This window comes from Microvirga sp. KLBC 81 (assembly GCF_003075415.1).
Taxonomy (GTDB): Bacteria; Pseudomonadota; Alphaproteobacteria; order Rhizobiales; family Beijerinckiaceae; genus Microvirga.
On record NZ_QDAH01000075.1, the window covers coordinates 1 to 21,229 of the forward strand.

General features: G+C 55.7%; 12 protein-coding genes and 1 pseudogene. 3 read left to right on the forward strand and 10 right to left on the reverse strand.

The window, feature by feature from the left end; all coding sequences use genetic code 11:
* Nucleotides 1-409 precede the first annotated feature (409 nt).
* From DC522_RS26890 to rfbB, 6 genes are all read right to left on the reverse strand, one after another.
* A complete protein-coding gene (locus DC522_RS26890) occupies nt 410-4,294 on the reverse strand; it encodes a glycosyltransferase (RefSeq protein WP_116531638.1) in 3,885 nt (1,294 codons plus the stop codon).
* 119 nt (nt 4,295-4,413) lie between these two features.
* Nucleotides 4,414-6,384 (reverse strand): glycosyltransferase, encoded by a 1,971-nt coding sequence (locus DC522_RS26895; protein ID WP_116531639.1) that lies wholly within the window; start codon nt 6,382-6,384, stop codon nt 4,414-4,416.
* Nucleotides 6,385-6,497: 113 nt separating this feature from the next.
* Nucleotides 6,498-7,388 (reverse strand): glucose-1-phosphate thymidylyltransferase RfbA, encoded by an 891-nt coding sequence (gene rfbA / locus DC522_RS26900; RefSeq protein ID WP_116531640.1) that lies wholly within the window; start codon nt 7,386-7,388, stop codon nt 6,498-6,500.
* Nucleotides 7,385-8,293: a dTDP-4-dehydrorhamnose reductase gene (gene rfbD / locus DC522_RS26905; RefSeq protein WP_116531641.1), complete on the reverse strand. Its 909-nt coding sequence runs from the start codon at nt 8,291-8,293 to the stop codon at nt 7,385-7,387. Before rfbD ends, rfbA begins: the two co-directional genes overlap by 4 nt.
* 17 nt (nt 8,294-8,310) lie before the next feature.
* Complete coding sequence (gene rfbC, locus DC522_RS26910; protein WP_116531642.1) at nt 8,311-8,865, reverse strand: dTDP-4-dehydrorhamnose 3,5-epimerase; 555 nt, start codon at nt 8,863-8,865, stop codon at nt 8,311-8,313.
* 63 nt (nt 8,866-8,928) lie between these two features.
* Nucleotides 8,929-9,990, reverse strand: coding sequence for a dTDP-glucose 4,6-dehydratase (gene rfbB / locus DC522_RS26915; RefSeq protein ID WP_116531643.1), 1,062 nt, complete (start codon nt 9,988-9,990; stop codon nt 8,929-8,931).
* Between the two features lie 596 nt (nt 9,991-10,586).
* Between rfbB and DC522_RS26920 the strand changes: the two genes are divergently transcribed.
* Nucleotides 10,587-11,120 carry a hypothetical protein gene (locus DC522_RS26920; protein WP_133239379.1) on the forward strand — a complete coding sequence of 178 codons (534 nt, stop codon included), beginning with the start codon at nt 10,587-10,589 and terminating at the stop codon, nt 11,118-11,120.
* A gap of 707 nt (nt 11,121-11,827) precedes the next feature.
* On the opposite strand, the gene DC522_RS26930 is transcribed toward DC522_RS26920, so the two are convergent.
* On the reverse strand, nt 11,828-13,561 hold the full coding sequence (locus DC522_RS26930) for a M10 family metallopeptidase C-terminal domain-containing protein (RefSeq protein ID WP_116531646.1): 1,734 nt from the start codon (nt 13,559-13,561) through the stop codon (nt 11,828-11,830).
* A 293-nt stretch (nt 13,562-13,854) separates the two neighbouring features.
* Here DC522_RS26930 and DC522_RS26935 point away from each other — a divergent pair.
* A pseudogene (locus DC522_RS26935) lies at nt 13,855-14,674 on the forward strand (IS5 family transposase).
* A 252-nt stretch (nt 14,675-14,926) separates the two neighbouring features.
* Here the strand turns inward: DC522_RS26935 and DC522_RS26940 are convergent.
* Together DC522_RS26940 and DC522_RS26945 are read right to left on the reverse strand one after the other, a co-directional pair.
* Nucleotides 14,927-17,701 carry a right-handed parallel beta-helix repeat-containing protein gene (locus DC522_RS26940; RefSeq protein ID WP_165820328.1) on the reverse strand — a complete coding sequence of 925 codons (2,775 nt, stop codon included), beginning with the start codon at nt 17,699-17,701 and terminating at the stop codon, nt 14,927-14,929.
* Between the two features lie 247 nt (nt 17,702-17,948).
* The gene (locus DC522_RS26945; RefSeq protein ID WP_116531648.1) at nt 17,949-19,421 is read right to left on the reverse strand and encodes a phosphomannomutase; all 1,473 of its coding nucleotides are present in this window, start codon (nt 19,419-19,421) and stop codon (nt 17,949-17,951) included.
* A gap of 417 nt (nt 19,422-19,838) precedes the next feature.
* On the opposite strand from DC522_RS26945, the gene DC522_RS34405 reads away from it, so the two are divergent.
* Nucleotides 19,839-20,396 (forward strand): hypothetical protein, encoded by a 558-nt coding sequence (locus DC522_RS34405; RefSeq protein ID WP_133239380.1) that lies wholly within the window; start codon nt 19,839-19,841, stop codon nt 20,394-20,396.
* Between the two features lie 642 nt (nt 20,397-21,038).
* On the opposite strand, the gene DC522_RS26955 is transcribed toward DC522_RS34405, so the two are convergent.
* Nucleotides 21,039-21,229: UDP binding domain-containing protein (locus DC522_RS26955; protein WP_305777715.1), on the reverse strand; the 191-nt coding region annotated here is incomplete at its 5' end.

Here is a 21,229-nt window from a genome sequence, read left to right on the forward strand (position 1 = left end):
TCTCGTTGAGCCTGAGGCGTGCCGCAACTATTTCACCGCCGCCGGATACGGATTCGTCTGAATGCCCGATGCTCTAGGTTTTATCCTCCTGATTGGGTTTAGTTGATCAGGAGGGGTGCCATGGCGCGCCTGTATTGGTTAGCCGCGCCGCGCTGTATCCGCTTGATCGCCCAGCCTACCGGCGGCGCAAACGATCGAACGCCTGTTCTGTCGCCTGAAAATTTGGAAGGCTTGCAACGCGCTACGACCCGCTGGCCCGCAACTACCTCGCGGGCCAGGCGCGGATCGCCGTCACAAAGGATTAGAACAAATGAGTCCCCTGCCTAGCCAACTGGCTCAGACGAACCAAAGGTTCATCAGGGCTTCCTGTCATAGAGGCGCTAAACTTCCCGGGTTAGATTGCAGGTCTTCAGCCGCCTATGGCACGGTCCCTCACAGCCTCCGGGCTGATCTTGAGGAGCCGGTTCACCTCCCTTAAGATGACCCGAGCCCTTTCGTCGAAGCTGTGATTTGTTCGGACAGTCTGCGCAAATGCAATGCGCTTCCGACCCATGTCAGACCCTTCATTCAAGACAGCATTGATGGCCGCCTCCAAGGGACGATCATTCCCGAAGATTTGGACGAAAGACTTAAACTCTTCCGGAAGACCTTCAACGTGATCCGACACGATCGGTACACCGCATGCCAACACGTCGAAGATTCGGTTTGACACAAACCCTTTCTCGGCCATGTCGGTCCAGTGATCGTTGAGCACGACACGCGCCGCATTGTAGTGAAGCGCCAACTCCCGATTTGGGATGTTTTGCCCCCTAATTCGGCTGGAACAAATAAACTGTTCCCAGCGCGTTCCAAAAATGGCCACATCAATGCCGCTTTCGATGGCATCTTTGACAACACGCCGAAACACATTGCGAGAGTTTCCAACGAACAACGCATCGTATTGCTTTGCAGCCGACGGCTCCGGGAGGAACAACATCGGGTCCGTACACTGCAAGAGTGGCGAAACGCGATCACCGAGGCCCTGAGCAAGCGTCGCCGCGTAGGTTGTCGAAGCAACAAAGACGTGGTCATAACGGCTCAGTTCCGCTTCCTCGACCTTGTCTGGATGACTGATCATCCACATTAGGTTGATTGCATTCTTCTGTGGCTGGAACTCGGATAATCCACGAAGGACGATGTTCACATCGTCCAAGTCATCGAACCTGTTCCAGTCCTTCAGGAAGTCGATCCGGCATCGGCAGCCAAGTCGCTCCAGGGCCGAGGCGAGAGATTTGGCGAAATGATAATCGCCCCACTCTTCCTTGACCTCCGGCGAGGGACAGCCGATCTTGATCACGATCTGAACTGGATTTTCGGCATTCTTCGAATGCCAATTGCTCCACCGCAAGCGCGGGCGGAAATTTGCCAAGTTCTCCTTTTCAAAAGTGGCATTGTCCGCCTCCCATCGGGTGACCACGAATCCATCCTCCTTGTAGGTCGGAAGATCGTCAGCAACGATGCGGTCCCCCCAACGCTTTTGGAAGAAGAGACGGTTGTTTCTGATATTAAGGCCCCGACCGGGTGTCTTGCTTTCCTGGTGCACAACTTTACTTTCCGCGGTGTACCAGCAGGTTAGGCCCCTCTCATGCTGCAAGCGCAGACAGAAGTCGACGTCCTCCTGCCCATTCACGAACGAAGGATCGAAGCCTCTGAGGTCGGCGAAGTCCGCTGCACGAACCGCTATGCACGCTGCAGTCACAGCTTGCCGTGAGGCGCTGCGGTTGACGTGCGGAGCATCTCCGGGATGGCCTGCATAGATGGGGTATCCGATTGCGCTGCGGCTCGAGAAAGTGATGCCGATGCACTGGATGGTTTCGTCGGGATAAACCAACTTAGGCTGCACGGCGCCAATGCCGGGCATCTCGAGCGATTGCGCAAGGGGAGCAAGCCACCCAGGGGTTACGATGGTATCATTGTTCAAGAAGACGACGACGCGACCTCGACTTGCGGCAAATCCGATATTGCAGCCCAACGCAAAGTTCAGGTTTTCCTTATTGCGAACCAGGGTGATTTCGGGTCGCGCGCGCGACCAGGCCTCCAGACGCTCCACGGTTCTCTCATCGCTTCCATTGTCCACGACGATGATTTCGAACGCAGCTCCCGCAGGCTGGGTAAAGATGGATTGCAAGCATTCCTCAGTCAATTCGATTTGACCGTACACAGGAATGACAATCGAAATAACATCTGACGACCGAGTCTCAACCTCTTTACGAAGCGCGTCCCAATCCAGCATATTTTTGTTCAGGATCACATATTTCCAGAACAAGCCTTCTTTCTTCGTAATCCTATCGCTCCGGCCCGTATTGTCGTACTCGGCTCCAATAAATGGAGCAGAAACAACCTTGGATGTCTTGGTGTATCTGAGGAGCAAGTCCCAGTCGACCATCCTTTGAAGGGACTCGTCAAAGCCACCATATGTGTCATAGAGATCACGCGTATGCATGATGATGTTCAGGTCGATGAAGTTTTCTCTTGAAAGCTCATCGTAGTCAAAGTCCTTGAGCCGACTACCAAGAAGGCCAGTATCCCCAATGATTTCAAGACCTGCGTAGCAGAGGTCGGCCTTGGTTCTGACGAGATGCGTCAGAGCAAATGCCAAGAACTCAGGCTTCCAAACATTGTCGCTATCGATATAGGCGATATAGCTTCCTTGGGCATTGCGCAGGGCAGTATTGCGGGCTGCAGACACTCCCTTGGGCTCTTCACGGATGAGTTTAATCCGTGCATCAGAATATTCCGCGGCGAGCATATCAAAGGTCCCATCGGTACTTCCATCGTCGACGACGATAAGCTCCCAGTTGGAATAGGTCTGAGCAAGCACACTTCGAATTGCGTTCGTAACGTAATCACGACGATTACGAGTTGGCAGAACAATAGAAATAAGCGGGCCCTGAGTTATAAGACTTTGATAGACATTACTGCCTTTTATTTCTGCCTCAAACTTCGCAACCATCTGCTCATCAAGAGCAGAGTATTTCGGCTTTCGGCCCTCCTTCTCGCCGAACAGAAGAAAGTGAACGAGAGGGTTTAGGCCTAGTAGAGCGATATCTCGGTTATGACGTAGGTAAGCAGCACTATCAAAATGCGGACTCGGCATTCGACCTTCAAAGCCGCCATTCTGAAGATAGTGATTGAGAGGATCAATCTTTGCCTCCCGCACGTCCGGATTTGCAGAGAGATACCACTCCCTATCGAACAGCGGGGATGAAGCCAACAAGCGACGATTTCTTCTGTGTCCGAGCTGCTGCCGTACAAAATCCAACCAACTAATTTTGTAGTTCTGCCTACGCAGAGCATATAGCTGACGCCGCAAATTCTGAATTTCGGCGTCTCGCTGAGCGACTTTCTCGTCTGCAGCCTTCAACCAGCTAATTGCTCTGTCTCTTTCACTAATTGCTCTGTCTCTTTCACTAGTTGCTCTGTTCTTTTCGGTAGTCATTGCCGCGCTTGTGGCACGTTGTTGGATCAGCATTTCCTTTTGCTCGCTCAGCTTTGTCTCAACATTCGTTACCTTGAAATGCAGCCTCCACTGTTCACCGATTTGCTGAAAGCGGTCCCGGATCGTGTTGGCGTCGTCTTCCGAAAGCCCGCAGAGTTCTAGAACAGAGCGTGGAGCCTGGCTCCCGAATGCCAGAACACCAAGCCCATGACTGTGAAGAAATTCGAATGACGGATACTGCGATTTCAATTCGCCCCAAAATCGCCAGACACCGAAGCCTTCCTTGTATTCGTTGGTATCATGGAACAACACGACGGCCCGATCCGAAAGCTTTCGCTTCCACGTTTCGAAATCGTGACTGACAGCTTCGTAGGAATGGAATCCATCAATGTGCAGCAGATCAACTGTGCCATCCTCGAAGCGGTTCACGGCCTCGTCGAAGGTAGACCGCAGAAGCGTCGAGAAGCCCCGGTAATGACTATCGTTAAACTCCTTAAGAGAGCGGTAGATCTCCTCCGGGTAAAATCCGGCTTGTTCATCGCCCTCCCAGCTGTCGACCGCAAAGCAACGGGAAGCAAGCGCGTCCCGAGCGACAGTAGAGCAGAACGCAGAATAGGAGACGCCAGCGTGCGTCCCCAGCTCGACGAGGACCCGCGGTTTGATATGTCGGACCAACCAGTGCGCGAAGGGAACATGGCCATACCACGCGCTAGGAACATCCATGATTGCCGGCCGCCAGAAAAGCGGATCCCAGGCATCATCAAGGAGCATTTCTAAGGGGTTAATGAATTCAGCCTTCGTCGAACCAGTCTGCATGATAAATCCGTATACGGAGGTGGCTGCCTACACCTAATTCAGTCATAGATTGCTATCGATAGATCAGTCAGGGACGGTCCAGGAATGTTATGTCGGATCATAGCACCACAAACACAAGATTAGCTATCCTTAGCGCCAATCCGAGATTGTGTCGCTTCGATCCATGGACGGCTGACCCGTGGAGGGAATGCGAGTTCTGGCGTGCAGGTATCAAGGGAAAGGTTCGGACTGTAGAACGGGTCTCTCGCAAGAAAATCCCCCCATTGAGCCCGCATATACGAGAATTCTTTCATGAAACGCGGCAGTCTTTCGGGCTCCATATCGGAGCCTCGACTCTTCGATTCATGGTGCAGAAGCTGAGCATGAGGAGTCCATATGATACGATACCCAGCGTTACGAATTCTGACGCAGAGATCGACATCATTCAGAGCCACGGCCAAGTTTATAGCGTCAAGGCCGCCAACCTCGTCAAAGACCGACTTCTTAACCAACATGCAAGCCGCGGTCACACACGAGACATCCTGCGGGAGCATCAGGCGTCCAAAGTAGCCGGGATCATCAGAGTGCGCGCCCATATGAATATGTGCCGCAACCCCACCGACTCCAAGAACGACGCCGCCATGCTGCAAAGTACGGTCCGGGTAAAATAGCTTCGCACCGACCGCTCCGACCTTCTCTTGAGTGAGATACTGAACCATCTCCTTGAGCCAGGAGGATTCGATCATCGAAACATCGTTGTTCAAGAGGAGGATCACATCACCCGTTGCGTGGCTGATCGCCTCGTTGTTGATCCTTGAATAGTTGAACGGCCCAGGCGTTTTTATGATCCTAACGGTTGGGGTCTCGATTTCGTTGAAGAACGCGAGAGTTTCCGGTTCAATGCTATCGTTGTCAGCAATGAGGACTTCTAGGTTGGGGTAATCTGTCCGCTTGGTGAGACCGAAAAAACACTCTCGCAAGACATCGACATGATCACGTGTCGGAATGACAGCCGTCACCCGCGGCCATATAGGGGGTTCCTCTCGGACCACCCGACAGTATCTATCACTGGTGGGAACAACGGTGACCCGTTCGCCTCGTGCGGTAAGGTGCTCTTGAAGAGCTCGACATGCAGTCGACGTTGCGACTTCCAGGTGGGTCGGGGTCGGCGAAAAAGTTCGTACGCCCCTTATAAGCCTCCGGTGGTAGAGAATATGAGGGATGTGGATGATAGGTCCGGTGGTCGCAACCGTAGCTCGCAGCGCCAGATCGTAATCCTGACTCCCCTCGTAGCCGAGGCGGAGTCCGCCAATGCTTTTAATTAGGCGCGAGCTATAGACACCAAGATGACTGATGTAGTTCTGCCCGTAGAGAAGCTCCTGGTTCCAGTCGGGTTTGAAGTAGGGCTCATACCGCTTCCCGCGTTGGTCAACCTTGTCCTCGTCTGAATAGAATATATCTGCCTCGGGATTCCGGACAATCGCATCGGCAACCGTTGAAAGGGCGTGTCGCGGCAGAAGATCCTCATGATCGAGTAGCGCGATGAACTCCCCTGTCGCGAGCTCAATCGCGGAGTTGGTGGCCGCCGAGATATGCCCATTCACTTCGCGGTAAACGACTTTGATCCGCTCGTCCGCTTGACTGTGGCGCTCGAGCACAAGCCGCACATGGGGCTTTGTTGAAGCGTCATCGGCTATGCAGAGTTCCCAATCCGGATAAATCTGATCACGAACAGATCGGATCATCCCATCCAAGTGCCGCTCATCCGCATTGTAGACGGGCACAACGACAGAGATACGTGGGCGGCGCGGCAGAGAGTCGATTTGGCGCTGAATGGCAACAATATCGCTCGGTTTGAGAGCATCATACCGCTTTATCCATACCGTGTAGCTACGTTTGCCAAGCTTACGGATCACAACTATATAGCACCGACGTACCCAGTCGAGAGTTCGAGTTTTCCATACCCAAGGAAGTGGGATCGCAATGAAGATCTTCTTGGCCCCCTCCCGTATGACTTTGCGTCGGGAGGCAGGTTCCAGCCAAGCTTGTTTTGCCTCGCACAGCAGCCTTGCCAGCTCCCCCAATGCTGAGGATAGAAAATTCGGTGTCATTGTTCTAAGCCCTGTCCGACGTAACTGTACTGGACAAGAGTGCGTTGAAGCCCGGCCTGAAGCTGAAGCGCATCCACTGCGATTGGACTAGCTTCTGTTTTCAGTCCAAGCCTCTAGATGCGCGTCTCCGAAAGTCCTGCCTCGTTTGCAATTCTGATCAGGTAGCGTCCATAGTCGCTCTTGCCCAGCTTTTCCCCGAGGCGCACAAGATCGTCACGACCGATCAAGCCGAGGGTGAACGCAACCTCTTCTGGGCATGCGATCCGAAGACCTTGGCGTTGCTCGAGCGCGCGGACGAAGGCACTCGCATCGATCAGGCTTTCGTGCGTTCCTGTATCCAGCCAGGCGAAGCCGCGTCCCATGCGTTCGACATTGAGCTCACCCCTTTCGAGATAGATCCGGTTAATATCCGTGATCTCCAACTCACCCCGCGCGGAAGGCCTAATATCGGTTGCGATATCAACTACCTTCTCATCGTAGAAGTAGAGGCCTGTTACAGCCCAATGAGAGCGTGGGCGCTGAGGCTTTTCTTCGATAGAGATCGCGCGACCCGCTTTGTCAAACTCGACAACGCCATAACGCTCGGGATCATTGACATAGTAGCCGAAGACCGTCGCGCCTGACTGCCGATCCCGCGCCGCCTGCAGGAGACTGGGCAGGCCATGCCCGTAGAAGATGTTGTCCCCCAGAACGAGAGCCGATGGCCCACCGCGGACGAAGTCCGCCCCGATGTGATAGGCCTGCGCCAGTCCTTCCGGTTTCGGCTGAACGGCGTAGGTGAACTGAAGGCCCCATTGCGAACCGTCACCGAGCAACCGCTGAAATTGTGGCATATCATGCGGTGTCGAGATGATCAGGATCTCACGAATGCCCGCCAGCATCAGCACGCTCAGCGGGTAATAGATCATCGGCTTGTCATAGACCGGAAGAAGTTGCTTCGACGTCACCAGCGTCAAGGGATGAAGGCGCGTACCGCTCCCTCCAGCCAAGATAATGCCCTTCATTGTGATTTTCCTTCAGCCGAATGTTCTTGCATGAGACGGGCAATACAGTCAGTCAGGGAGGTCTGCCAATCTTGCAATTTCACCTTGTGGGTTTGGAACAGCTTGGAGCAGTCGAGCCGTGAGTTCGCGGGCCGCTTGGCCGGTGTGGGATAGTCAGCGGTGCCTATGGCCTTGACAGCGACCTTGCGCCCACCCCGACGCGCCGCCTCCTCGACGATCTGCGTCGCAAAGTCGGCCCAGGTGGTATACCCCGTTCCGGCCATGTGAAACACGCCTCGAAGACTTTCATCGGATGGCGACTTGAGTATGTTGCGGCAAACCGCCACAATTCCATCGGCGATGTCGTGAGCACTTGTCGGGGATCCGTGCTGATCTGCAACAATCAAAAGCTCATCACGCGCCGCAGCCAATTTCAGGATTGTTTTGACAAAGTTCTTCCCGAAAGGGCTATAGACCCAGGCCGTTCGGAGAATGACATGGTTAGGGGTGGCGGTACTCACGGCCAGTTCTCCCGCCAGCTTCGAGCACCCATAGACGCTGACCGGCCCCACCTGATCTGTCTCGCGATAGGGTCGCCCAAGCAGACCGTCGAAGACGTAGTCGGTCGATAGATGAACAATGGGAACGGCTAGATCGGCAGCAACAGCAGCAACAGCGGCCGCTCCTTGTACGTTGATGGCAGCCGCAAGCTCAGGTTCAGCTTCGGCCTGATCGACCGCCGTGTAAGCCGCTGCACTGACGATGACATCCGGTGAGGCGGCCCGGATGACAGGAGCCACGGTCTCCGGCCGAAGGAGGTCAAGATCAGGGCGCCCAGCGGCTTTGACAAGCAGGCTATGAGCAGAGGCCCGCTCAAGGAGCGACCGCGCGACTTGACCTTCAGTCCCGGTGACGAGAATTCGCATGCGGCGTCCCTGATCCCTTAGCCGAAATACGGTGGCAGATCGGCCAAGAGAGGATGACGCCGATCCTTGTCGGAGAGGACAGCGGCCTCGGGCGCGACCGGCCAGTCGATCCCGAGCGCGGGATCATCCCAGGCAACGCCATGATCATGCGCCGCAGAATAGTAGCCGCTGACCTTGTAGATGACTTCTGTGTTCGGCTCAAGGGTGCAGAATCCATGCGCAAACCCCACCGGAACGAGTAGCTGCAAGCCGTTCTCGGCCGAAAGCTCGACCGCAACATGCCGCCCGTAGGTTGGAGAGGAACGCCGAATGTCAACGGCCACATCGAAGATCCGACCGCGAGCAACCCGGATCAGCTTGTCCTGAGCGAAAGGGTGACTTTGAAAGTGCATCCCGCGAACGGTTCCCTGCTGTGCGGACAGAGAGTGGTTGTCCTGCACGAAGGTGAGGTCGATCCCCGCCCGAACGAACTTCTCAAAATTGTAGACTTCTGAGAAAAAGCCGCGGTGGTCGCCAAAGCGCGGAGGCTTGACAACTTTCACGTCAGCGATGGCTGTTGAGTAGACTTCCAAAGCGCCCTCCGCGCAGAACTCTGAGAAGTGATCGTGACTGCAGTTATGCCTCGCTCCGCATGACTAAACGGCGATCCCAAGGCGCTCACCCTGATACACGCCAGTGCGCACGCGCTCCCACCAGTGGCGGTTGGCGAGATACCATTCGACCGTCTTGCGCAAACCGGATTCGAAGGTCTCCGCCGGGCGCCAACCAAGCTCTCGCTCGATTTTCGAGGCGTCGATCGCATAGCGCAGATCGTGGCCTGGACGGTCGGTCACATAGGTGATGAGGTTTTCCCTCGGCCCGATAGCCTGATCGGGAGCCAACTCGTCGATCAGAGCGCAGATGGCGCGCACCACATCGATGTTGCGGCGCTCGTTGTGTCCGCCGATCGCATAGGTCTCGCCCGGGCGGCCGTTCTCGATGACGCGGATGAGAGCTCGGGCATGATCGTCCACGAACAGCCAATCGCGCACGTTCTCGCCCTTCCCGTAGACAGGGAGCGGCTTGCCCTCGAGCGCATTGAGGATGATCAGAGGGATGAGCTTCTCCGGGAAGTGATAAGGGCCGTAATTATTTGAGCAGTTCGTCACCAGGGTTGGCAGGCCGTAGGTGTGGTACCACGCACGGACGAAATGGTCGGAGGCCGCCTTCGAGGCCGAATAGGGCGAGCTCGGCTGATAAGGATACTCCTCGTGGAAGAAGCCGTCCCCCCCCAGCGTGCCAAAAACCTCATCGGTCGAGATGTGATGGAAACGGAACGCGGCCTGGCGCTCGGCGGAAAGCCTACGCCAGTAGCCCAAAGCGGCCTGCAGGAGCGTGTAGGTTCCCACAACGTTGGTCTGAACGAACTTTCCGGGGCTGTCGATCGAACGGTCGACATGGCTCTCAGCCGCGAGATGCATGATCACATCGGGCTGGAACTCGTCGATGACCTCGCGCACACGCTCAGCATCGGCGATATCAGCCTGCACGAAGCCGTAGCGGGGATTGTTTGCGATAGGCTCCAGGGAATCCAGATTGCCTGCATAAGTAAGCTTATCAAGGACGAGCACCTGGTGCAAGGTGTCGCGAATGAGCAAACGAGCAACAGCCGAGCCGATAAACCCGGCCCCGCCGGTAACAAGATATTTCTTCGCCATGGAGTAGCGCGCCGCCGTTCGTGGATCTTCGTTGTCAAACTTGCGGGGCAGTTATCAAATTTCATTAGAGCTTGCAAGGCTCAAGAGGCGACGACAACAGCGACGACAGGAAGCATTGTCTCCGATCCGATTAATTTTTCACAAGCATCTTTATATTGATTTTTATAAAGATCATCTTTCTAAAGCTTTATTATGCACATAGTTACGATTTAGCGCTTGCTTTTCTTTAAATATTGTCTTCGCTTTTTATTATCAAGACATATCTTTCGCCCGCCACATGAGCATTCGATCAATGGAAATACCATCTCACCTTACGTCAGTTCGATAAATCCACTCAAGAGAGGCCCAATGGACCGTAGCGACATATGCCCACGCCGCTGAAACAGATTGTGTCCATCCTGCCCCTGATCTACGACGCTTCGATCTATAATGACCTCTCCCGCGACCGGGGCGTGACGTCATGAGGCTCGGGATGTTCCTCGACTTTCGCATTTCACGCAGTAACTGTAGAGACCAACTTGCTATGGCCTCGAGCCTCGACATCGCCCGGGAGGGACAAGACGCCTCCCGTGGAGAGCGGAGCAGAGATTTCTTCGATGAGTTGTCATACTCTCGCAAGGACGGCACCTGGTGTGGTTGCGTTCGACCCGGCTGCCGCCACCATTCTCCCTCTGGTCTCCTCGATCGCTCAAGAGGTCGAATACGTCTTTGTGTTCGTGAATACTGTCATCGACGACGCCATTCTCGCCGAGCTTCAGCAATTCGCTCCTTACTGCCAAATCATCAAGTCGGATTACAACCTAGGCGTTGCGGAGGCTCTCAACATCATAGCCCTACACGCCCTCGTTCACGGCTGCGGCCGCGTTGTGATCTTCGATCAGGACTCACGCCCGCCCCGGGGCATGATTTCCGCACTCTCGAGGTCTGCGGATCGGCTCATCGAGAACGGCACCCAAGTGGCCGTGATCGGACCTAAGATCACCGACCCGCAGGGCCGGAGCCACGAATTCAAAAGTCCGCGCTACTTTCAGCGGCAGGCCATCGAAGAGAAGGACGGGACGATCCCTGTTCACTACCTCATCACATCCAGCTCGCTGATCGATCTTCGCGTGTTTCGAGCGATTGGCTAGTTCCGAAGCGATTTCTTCATCGACGCGATTGATACCGAGTGGTGCTTCCGTGCTTGGTCGAAGGGTTATTCGTGCTGGTACGATCCGAACCTGCCCATGGAGCACACGATCGGCGAGAGAGCAATCCGCTCGAAAATCTTTGGCATTCGCTTTCCCCACCAGAGCCAGATGAGGATGTACAGCTACTTTTACAATCAGGTTGCCAGCTTGTTGCTGCCTCATATCCCGCTGAAGTGGAAAGTTGAGTTTGGGATTCACATTTCACTTCTCGCGATATCGATCGTGGCTCATTATAAGTACTCGCCCACGAGTATTCGTCACATCGGGCGGGCCGTACGAGACGGCCTGAGGGGCCACGTTGGGCCTCCCCCTGGAGCTGTTCGCTTGATCACGCCCCCCTCCGTTTATCCGGGATCAGTAATCTACCCAAGCCCAATCGCCCTGAATCCCTAGCTCTCCCCAAGCCTTAAAGGTTTGAAAACGCCGCCGCTGCACGACTGAAGCGCGGGAGGATCGTATCAGTGAGCCCGCCGGTTTGACATGGTAGGCTGTGCGGTTGCACCAGGTTTAGCAGCGGCACGGTCGGGCGTGGGGGTTGAGATTAGTGTACGACCACGAGCGGTTGCCCTCAGATCTGAGCTGTTGACCGCTGGCAGTGCATCAGTCATCTAGTCCGCCCAGCCGACACCTCTAGTGAGGTCGTAATATTAGGCTAGATCGACGTAGAACGCGGTGCCTTCATACTTGTATTGAGAGTATTTGGCGATTACCTGATCCCGCTCGAGCTCGCTGGCGGTATAGAAATGGGCCTTCGTTTGCTGGTTGTAGAAGCGGTAAAGAGCCTCGTGCTGGCCGCCACCATCATTCGCGTAGGCGTAGTAGGCGGCTCCTTCAAAGCGAAACTGCGCATAGGTTGCGATGACATAGTCGCGCTCAGCCGCACTCGCGGTGTAAAAATGTGTCTTGGTTTGAGTATTGTAGAACCTGAATACGTTGACGCCATTAAGGGAGGTCGCCGTGGTATCGAACACGTTGCCTTCGAAGGTGAACTGAGGATAGCTTGCGATCACCTGATCCTTTTCCGCTGCCGAAGCGGTGTAGAAGTGCGATTGGGTCTGCGCGTTGTAAAAGCGGAAAATGTCCTGGCCAATTGGATCCTCAGTTATGGTCGTAGTCCCAACGTCTTGAAGCGTGATGGATCGGTCGCTGAACTTGAGCGCCTCGATTTCAATGAGAGTATCGACACCGTCTAGGCTGCCGGCGCGAAGATCGGTGGTGATCCACGCCCCGTTCGCATTCCTGATCCAGGTGTAGTCTGCGGAGAGACCTGAATATTCAACGACGTCATAATCCGCCCCACCATTGAGATAGTCCTTGCCTCCTCCTCCAATCAGAGTATCGGCCCCTGCAAGACCATAGAGTGTGTCATCCCCGCCATTACCGCGCAGGATATTCCCGCTTACATTACCCGTAACGGTATCGCTCCCCGATCCGCCGATGGCCCTCTCAATGAGCGAGCGGGTATCGCCCTTATAGAGCAGCGCGCTTGCGATGTTACCAACTGCGACCTTCGAGCCGTCATAGTGCAGTTTCGCAAGCTGGGCCGTCGAGGTGTTCGTCCACTGTCCCGGCCGCAGATCGACCTTCAGATTGCTGGTGTAGTTCGAGAAGTCGTAGGTGTCGGTGCCACCGCCGTCCCACACCGTCAGCAGGATCTTGTTACCGCCGGGTGCCCCTTGGCCAACGCCATTGACCATCATCTCGCCGGTGGCTGAGTTCCACTTGTACGTAGTGTTGCCGCTGTTGGTGGTGTAGTTGGCGCCGTACATATGCTGGAGAGCCGCGATGTCGTACATCATCAGCGACTGCGCATAACTCCAGGTCTCGTTGACATAGCCGCTGGTGGTGGAGGCGCCGATATACGAGCGGTAGCTCATCACCGTGTACTCCATGGAATCACGGCTGAGCGGCATGATGGTGCTGCCCTGATGCGGATGTTCCAGGCCGAGCGCATGGCCGATCTCATGCACGAAGGTGAGAGAGGCGTAGTTGCCCTTCATCGGAGTATTGTAGTCAGTGCTGTTGAACCAAACGTCCCCGCCTTCCGCAGCGGTCGTCGGGAAATAGGCCCAGGCCGTACCCGGCAAATCAGACTCGGCAAAGCGCAGGTCTGCATGCTGCGTGGCCGTCTCAGCGATCTCAGTGAAGCTGAGATTGGCGACCGAGGCATACATCTTCAGAGATGAGCGAACCACCGCCTGCTGCGTTGTGTTCAGCGCACCAAAATTGTCCGCCGTCTCGCCGCTGCCGTATCCGGAGCCGTAGTGAGAACCATTCGTTGGAAAACTAAACGTTAGATTTGAAACGGCCCACTTAAGATTGTCCAGGATACCATCGATGTACGCGTTTCCTGTCTGACTATAAGATGTAACAGCAGCCATTAATCGGTCCGTTTATTATCCTGATAATGCTTGTCAGCTTTGCTTTTCCGCGACCAGACTGACGAGTGTCTCAAGCCGCTCTCAAGGCTGCAAGCTGCCCACTTGTCGCGGATTTAATAGCTGCAGGCCATTACGCTAGACAGTCTATCCCTCCTCCGGAGATCGGCCTAGGCCAGTTGGCTGATCATCCGCCCCTGCTCCCGGAGATAGCCTGGTCGCTCCTGAGAGCCCGCCCGAAAAGGGTTCAGTGGTCTGGGGGTAGCACGCTTCCAAGAGGGTGCTGAAGCCTCACCTTGAACTGCGATGTCGCCCCGACCATTCTGCGACAGTATAGCCGCGACGGGTTGCGTCATAAAACCGATTTGACCGATGCCGAATGGGCTGTGATCGACCCGCATCTACGTTAGCCTCATACCCGAGGACGTCCACGCCGCTGGCCCGCCCACGAGATCCTAAACGAGATCTTCTATGTCCCGCGCGGCGGCATTGTCTGGCGGCTTTTGCCCTTTGCTCTACCGCACAAGAGCACCATCTTCCGCTGGTTCTGCCTGTAGCGTGGCACCGGACTGTATAAGACCATCAACCACCCGCTTGTCATGACGAACTGGGAGCGGGTCGGGCGGGAGGCGTTCCCACAGCCGCCGAGCTCGACATCCAAAGTGTGAGGACCAACGAGAGCGGCGGACCGAGAGGCTATGATGCTGGCAAGAAGGTCAAGGGCCACAACCGCTAGGTGATAGTCGACACCGACAGACGCGGTCTGGTCCTGGTGCCTCAACCCGCTGACATTCAGGATCGCGATGGTGCTCCCATGGTCCTGCTTCTGTCACGGCGCTCATTCCCGTTCACCGCCAAAGCATTTGCCGACAGCGGCTATGCTGGAGAGGCTCCCTTCCAGGCCACCTCGATCAGTATCGAGGTCGTCAAGAAGCCGCCGGATCAGGTGGGTTTGCGGTGCACCCACGCCGCTGGGTAGTTGAACGGTTCTCCGCGTGGATCACCCGCAATCGCCGGCTCTGGAACGCCCCAGAGGCGACGCTCACTTCGGCCTGCGCCTTTCTCTATGCCGCTTCGGTCATGCTCCTCGTCCGCCGCTTGGGACGGCGCTCATGATTTATGAGGCGGACTCTCAGAGGCTCTGACTGGATTGCCGAGAAGCTTCTCTCTTAACTGGTCCAACCTGCTCTGCTTGATCAAAGGATGGGCGGTGCCTTGTTCGGACCGGACATAGATCGCGCCAGCGCGGTCCTCCGATCTTCGCACTGATGCGAGAGGGAGCATCAGGATCGCTCCCTCTCACCATGGCGACGGCCGACCAACACCGACGCAGGCACTCGCTGCAACAGCCTGATCAGCCCTGCTTATCTAAGCAATATCAACATAGAACGCGGTGCCTTCATACCTGAACTGAGGATACTTAGTAATCACCTGATCCCGCTCGAGTTCGCTGGCGGTGTAGAAATGGGTCTTCGTTTGCTCATTGTAGAAGCGGTAAAGAGCCTCGTGCTGCCCACCACCATCATCCGCATGAGCATAGTAGGCCAATCCCTCGTATCGAAACTGAGACCAGGTGTTGATCACATGATCACGCTCCTGGATAGAGGTCGTGTAGAAGTGGCTCTTCGTCTCTGTGTTGTAGAAGCGGAAAACCTCGATTCCGTTCAGTGCCGTCGCGGTGGTATCAAAGGCATTCCCTTCGTATCGAAACTGAGACCAGGTGTTGATCACATGATCACGCTCCTCCGTAGACGCAGTGTAGAAGTGCGTCTTCCTTTCCATGTTGTAGAAGCGGAAGATATCAGTCCGCGCCGTAGTCGGATCAGGCGAAGGCGACTCAGTCAGGAATTTGTAGTCGCTAGCATCAATTGCAGCTCCCCCGGCAACGATAAAGCTCTCCGTGTAGGCTCCGTCTGTGACGGTCCAGGTGTTGGTCCCCGTCAATCTGAGCGTTGCGCTACTCGAGAAGCCGATGAACTCGAACCTGTCACCCGCGGCACTGCCATTGCCGGTAAAATCAAAGATAGTATCCCCTCCGAACTCCCCCTTGCGCATGATGAAGGCATCGTCGCCCAAGCCACCATAGAGGGAGTCCGCACCAAGTTCGCCTTCAAGCAAGTCATTGCCGTCCTGACCATAGAGTTTGTTGGCGGCGCTATTGCCCCGGATGGTATTATTAAGCTCGTTTCCGGTGCCCATGGTCGCGAACTTACCGTCTATGACGGTTGGATCAACAAGGGTCAAATTTTCGATGTTTTGGCCAAGCTGGTAGGAGATTGTGCTGATAACCGTATCGATCCCAGCCGCGACCTCTTCGATCACTGTATCTCCGGTATGATTGACCTGATAAATGTCGCTTCCTGCGCCGCCACTCATGGTATCCGCGCCACCCTGGCCGTCGAGCACATTATTCCCGGAGTTGCCGATTAGCGTATTTTCCTGGTTAGAGCCCACTGCATTGATGTTTGCGGTGCCCATCAATGTCAGTGCCTCGACCTGGCTTGAAAGCGTATAACTGACCGAGCTGAAGACTCGGTCGTAGCCGCCGGGAGTGCCGCTCGCATCGGCAGCGCTTTCGTTAATCAGATCATTAGCATCATTGACATAGTAAGTGTCGTCACCATTGCCGCCCGTCATGGCGTCTGCGCCGCCACCGCCATCCAGCGTATCGTTTCCATCGAACGACTTCAGGACGTTCGCAGCACCATTGCCGATCAGGATGTTGCTCAGTTCGTTACCATACCCATTGATCGCGGCAAGGCCCGTCAATGTCAGGTTTTCAACATTCGCTGTCAACGTGTAATGGATTGACGTGAGAACGCGGTCCGAGCCTTCGCCAGGCTGCTCCACGACCAGATCGCCCGAGTCATTTACGATGTAGGTATCGTTGCCGGCGAGCCCCCGCATCTCTTCGCCGGCAGCCGAACCAGCTATTGTATCATCGCCATTCGTAGGCGTGGCGCCAATCGTGTTGCCGGAGATCACCGTCCCGGTAGGGCCGCCATCGTCGTTCGTGGGCTCCTCGCGGATCGCATATCGAGCATTCTGAGGATTGATGATGTTGTCCAGGATTTGTGTTCCAGTCGAGTAGTAGGTCTTGAGAGGCTGAGTGGCCGGGCTATCAGCAGTGTTTCCGTCCGGATAATCTTCGCGCAGGCGGATCTGGATCTCGTCGTATTTGCCAGCCAGTTCCTGGGAGTTGTTGTAGACCGTGCTGTTCTTCACCACGGTATTGATGGCACCCTCGATCCGCACCCCCTGGGTCTGGTTATGGTGGACTTGCGCGCCATCGATGATAATGTCTTCCGATAACTTGACGAGAATGCCTTCCTTCGTATTGCCGTAATACTCGCCGCCGATAATTCGGACATCGCTGACCCAGGCGATTTCGGCCTCGCCGTTGCGCTGGATGTCCCCGCGCTGGACGACAACGCCGGCTCCTCCGGTGGCCCCTAGGCCATTGCCATAGGCTGTGTTGTTGACAAGATCGATGTTGGAGGATGCGTTCTGAATGTTGAAGCCATGGCGGTCGTTGGCATAGGCGATGTTGTTTTCGTAAACGCCACCAATGACGCCATCTGCGACGAAGCCGTCCTTCCCATTGTGATGGGAGATGCAATCCTTGATCGTCACATCGTACGTGATCTCATGCGGGTTGAAGCCATACGAGGTGCAGTTTTTGATTTCGACGCCAGTCAGTGTGATGTTGGACTGAACCTCGCCCGAGGCCTCTTTGACACCGCAAATAAAGCCGGTCTGTTCCCCCGTGTTGTTGGCGCGGTTTCCGTCAATGGTGAGGTTGGCTACCGTGACGTTTTCAACATTGTCGAGCGCTGTGCGCACAATGCCATTGATCTTGGCGTTGAAGTTGTCAGCCAGCTTAATCGTGGTCTGTCCCATACCGGCGCCAACCAGTGCCACACCGGAGAGAAGCTCAACCGCACCCGCCGAGGGATTGGATTGATCTGCAGTGACAATATAAGTGCCCGAAGCAAGCTGGACCGTAACTTGAGGGGCATTAGGGTCTGTCTTGCGAGCGTCCAAATAGGCGGCATTCGCCTGCTCGATGGCCACTCTGATGGCCGCGGTATCCAGAACGGGATTGCCAGTTGGAGGCGCAACAGTAATTACTAATGGTTCCATGAAAGCGTTCCTCGCCGTTTCGATACCAGAAGTAGCGGCAGGGAAAATAGAACCCATTCCTCTTGAGTAGTAATTCCTTCTAAGTAAAACTATATATTCATTAGAGCGGCGGAACAATACTGAACTTATACTTACTGCTACCCGCAATTCCGAGACACATACATCCTCTTAAATTACTTTAGACTATAATGTATTATCTTATAAAAAACACGCTTGCTGTAAGTGCGAGTCCTCTTACTATCCTGCATCAGGCAGTCTGCTGTTGCGCGACATCAAGTCCCCACCTCAGGAGGCTGTCGGCCCGCCCTGGTGTTGCAGCCTCGACATAGACACGCAATTCCGGCGCGTTGCCGGACGGGCGGAAGTGCACAACCTCGCCATTGTTCGCCAGGATGCGCAGTCCATCGCGCCTGTCATGATTTGCAACACCGCCGAGGGGCGCGAGCAGTTCAGACAGAAACGCCTCATCCTTCTGCAGCCTGGTCACAAATGCGACACTCCGTTCCGTTGCTACATTTTTAAGACGATTGCTTGCGGCAGCCTTGAAGGCGAATTCTGCGCCAACATCCGCCAAGCGACGCTTCTTGGCCGCAACTTCTCCGAGAGTGCAGAGAATAGGCAGCATTGCATCACGGGTGGGTAGCGCCGCCAAGTGCCGTTCTTCCCGCACGATGTCGGAGCCGAGCAGAACACCGCCATTGGCCTCAAACCCTACGATGGCGCGTGCGCCGGAGCGCGCGGCTTCACCCATACCTTCGATCACATAAGGCGAACCCACCTTCGTTCGGATAACGTCCTTGAACGCACCGGAAGCCTCAAGGGCAGAATTTGACGTGACCGGCGTCACGATCACATCTGCTCCGAGATAACGCGCTGTGATCGCACCGACGAGATCGCCGCGCAGAAACGCACCTGTCCCGTCAGAGATCAGCGGGCGATCCGCATCGCCATCAGTGGAGACGATGGCATCGAGCTTCTGCTCGCCGGCCCATTGCTTGGCAAGGATCTCGTCCTCCTCACGCAGTGCTTCTGTGTCGACGGGGATGAAGCTTGTCGCACGTCCGAGCGGCACGGCTCGAGCGCCGAAGCTTTCGAGCATCTGTACGATGACGTCGCGTGCGACAGATGAGTGCTGATAGACACCAACCGTGAGACCGGACAGTGCCCCTGCTCCGAAGAAACCCTTGTAGCGGTGCTGATAAGCCGCGACGAGATCAATCTCCGGCGTTTCTGCCTGAACGTCCTTTGCGCTTGCCGGCACCGTCGTAATGTTGAGCTTCTCGTGCCAAGCGAGGATGGAAGTCTCGTCCTTCTTGTCAATCTCGCCCTGAACCCGGTAGAATTTCAGACCGTTGCGATCCTCGGGGATATGGCTGCCGGTGACCATGATCGCCGGCACGCCGAAGCGCATGCCGTGATACGCCAGAGCCGGAGTGGGAAGCGCACCACAATCGAGCGGCACGAGGCCTGACTCTCGAAGGGCGGCGCAGCAAAGCTGGGCAATGCTTGGGCTGCTGTCGCGCAGATCGCGGCCGACCAGCACGATATTCTTCGATGTCGCGGCCGAGCCATCCTCCTTTAACATCTCAGCAAAGGCGCGCGTATAGGAGAAGGCGGGCACGCCATTCAATTCGGTGACAAGCCCTCGCAGTCCACTGGTACCGAATTTAAGGGAGCCGTCGCCGGACGTCGCAATTTTGTTTGTATCAGTCTCGCTCATCAGCAGATTAATAGGGTCACAGCACCGTTTACGTCCAGACAGGCGTCGAGATCCTTCGTAGTACCTCCGGGATGCTCTCAGAGCCCTTTCGTATCACCCGGAAGGTGTAATCTGACGAGTCGAAATCAAATCCCGTTAATCAAGCGAATTAATTTAGAGCCAAGGAGTCTAGTATGCAGAGGAAAGGGCTTGGTTCACAGCAACTCTTCATGCACTCCGATACCCTCACACAGCATCGAGCCGCCAATAGCTCGATTTTTGGTGCTGTGATCGATACCTCCAGCTCCTGGAACATGAGCGGGACGTGTCTCCTCACACAAAATGACCTGGGATTGAGTGCCGTTTAGCTATGTTCTCGAACATTGACTTGCCCATAGCGCATGTCTTGGTGTGGCATCGTTCGGGGCCGGATCCATATTGGCTCCGGCTGGTTTGGACGGCAGCGATCCGATTGAGCTCGACGACTGGCAGCGCAGCGGCACTGGTGCAGTGATTGCACCCATCTTACCAAACCCTAACCCATTACGTTGCACGTCCAAGGAAAGAGTGCGCTGGCCAACCCTGGATTCGCTGTTCGAAAGCCAAGGCGACAGGGCCAATAAAGAATGGAAAGGCATGCATCACAATCCGCCCGACAATGAGCGTGATGCTTGCAACCATGGTGACACAGAGCAGAAGCGGAACGACAAGCTAGTCTACCTGCGAAGCATAAGGCGCATCTTTCGACAGGGTTGTTGTTCTGGCGAGAAGAGCCAGGGTAAGGACGACGAGAACAGGAAGAACATTCAGGAGCGGTCCTTTCAGAGTCAGGCTTGCCTGAACGTTCATCATGATGGATTGCAGAAGGTGCCCAAGGCTCTGCTGATGTTCCATCCGTGGAAGCGGAATAGCTATCATCACGGCTCCATACAAAGCGCATCCGACGATGACCGGGAGCAGCAACAGGAACGCTCTCCTCTGGGCGGGCCGCAGTAGCAGACGTACGGCGAACATCAATCCAAAGACGATGAGCACCTTCTCGTTCACAAGCGCCGAGACGCCCATGAGTGCGGAAAAGGCAGGCAACGAGTTCAGGGACAGAGCGCCGAAATAGATCTACAGGAGCGCCGGCGCGTCGAGGGCGCAGAGGGTTATATACTGGGACAGGATGAACGCCAGGGCGCTCGCCAGCAATGTGCCGAGCGGTCCACAACCAAACCGTGTTGCAGCCGCATGACTAGCAACGCTGACAGTTGCCACCATGCAGAGTTGGAAAGTACCACAAGCGCCTGTTTGGCCGAGATATAGGCCGGAGACCAATCTCCAGGAAGGTTGCTAAAGGTGATCATCGGGAGCAGCTTGAACGGAATTGCCGCCGCAATGGAGAGAACGCAGTAGGCCCAGGGCGCTCCCGGAACGGAGCCTTCGGAATGGCCTATCAGATGCACCCAGTCCGGGTACTCAAGCTCGGAGAAGAGGCAATCTCGGCCCCTGCTGGCGTGACGCAATCGGCCGCGCGCAAAGGCACCTATCGATCGCGAAAGACTATACGGGACCGCTCCACTTTCTAGGTCATCAACCACCCTCCTTCCAATCAGAGTCGGACGGCGTCCGCGTGAACATCTCTCCCGCCCGAAGTCAGACCCGCCCGATGCTGGAATAGGTGAAACCGTGCTTGCGCATCTCCTCGGGGCGGTAGACGTTGCGCAGATCCACCACCACGGGCTCGGTCAGCGCCGCCTTCAGCCGCTTGAGGTCGAGTGCCCGGAACATATCCCATTCGGTGACGATCACCAGCGCATCGGCTCCCTGAGCGCAGCCATAGGCGT

What these genes read in the sequence shown, in the direction of transcription:
- DC522_RS26890 (WP_116531638.1), bottom strand. Translation starts at nt 4,294, where the DNA reads ATGCAGACTGGTTCGACGAAGGCTGAATTCATTAACCCCTTAGAAATG.
- DC522_RS26895 (WP_116531639.1), bottom strand. Translation starts at nt 6,384, where the DNA reads ATGACACCGAATTTTCTATCCTCAGCATTGGGGGAGCTGGCAAGGCTG.
- rfbA (WP_116531640.1), bottom strand. Translation starts at nt 7,388, where the DNA reads ATGAAGGGCATTATCTTGGCTGGAGGGAGCGGTACGCGCCTTCATCCC.
- rfbD (WP_116531641.1), bottom strand. Translation starts at nt 8,293, where the DNA reads ATGCGAATTCTCGTCACCGGGACTGAAGGTCAAGTCGCGCGGTCGCTC.
- rfbB (WP_116531643.1), bottom strand. Translation starts at nt 9,990, where the DNA reads ATGGCGAAGAAATATCTTGTTACCGGCGGGGCCGGGTTTATCGGCTCG.
- DC522_RS26920 (WP_133239379.1), top strand. Translation starts at nt 10,587, where the DNA reads ATGAGTTGTCATACTCTCGCAAGGACGGCACCTGGTGTGGTTGCGTTC.
- DC522_RS26930 (WP_116531646.1), bottom strand. Translation starts at nt 13,561, where the DNA reads ATGGCTGCTGTTACATCTTATAGTCAGACAGGAAACGCGTACATCGAT.
- DC522_RS26940 (WP_165820328.1), bottom strand. Translation starts at nt 17,701, where the DNA reads ATGGAACCATTAGTAATTACTGTTGCGCCTCCAACTGGCAATCCCGTT.
- DC522_RS26945 (WP_116531648.1), bottom strand. Translation starts at nt 19,421, where the DNA reads ATGAGCGAGACTGATACAAACAAAATTGCGACGTCCGGCGACGGCTCC.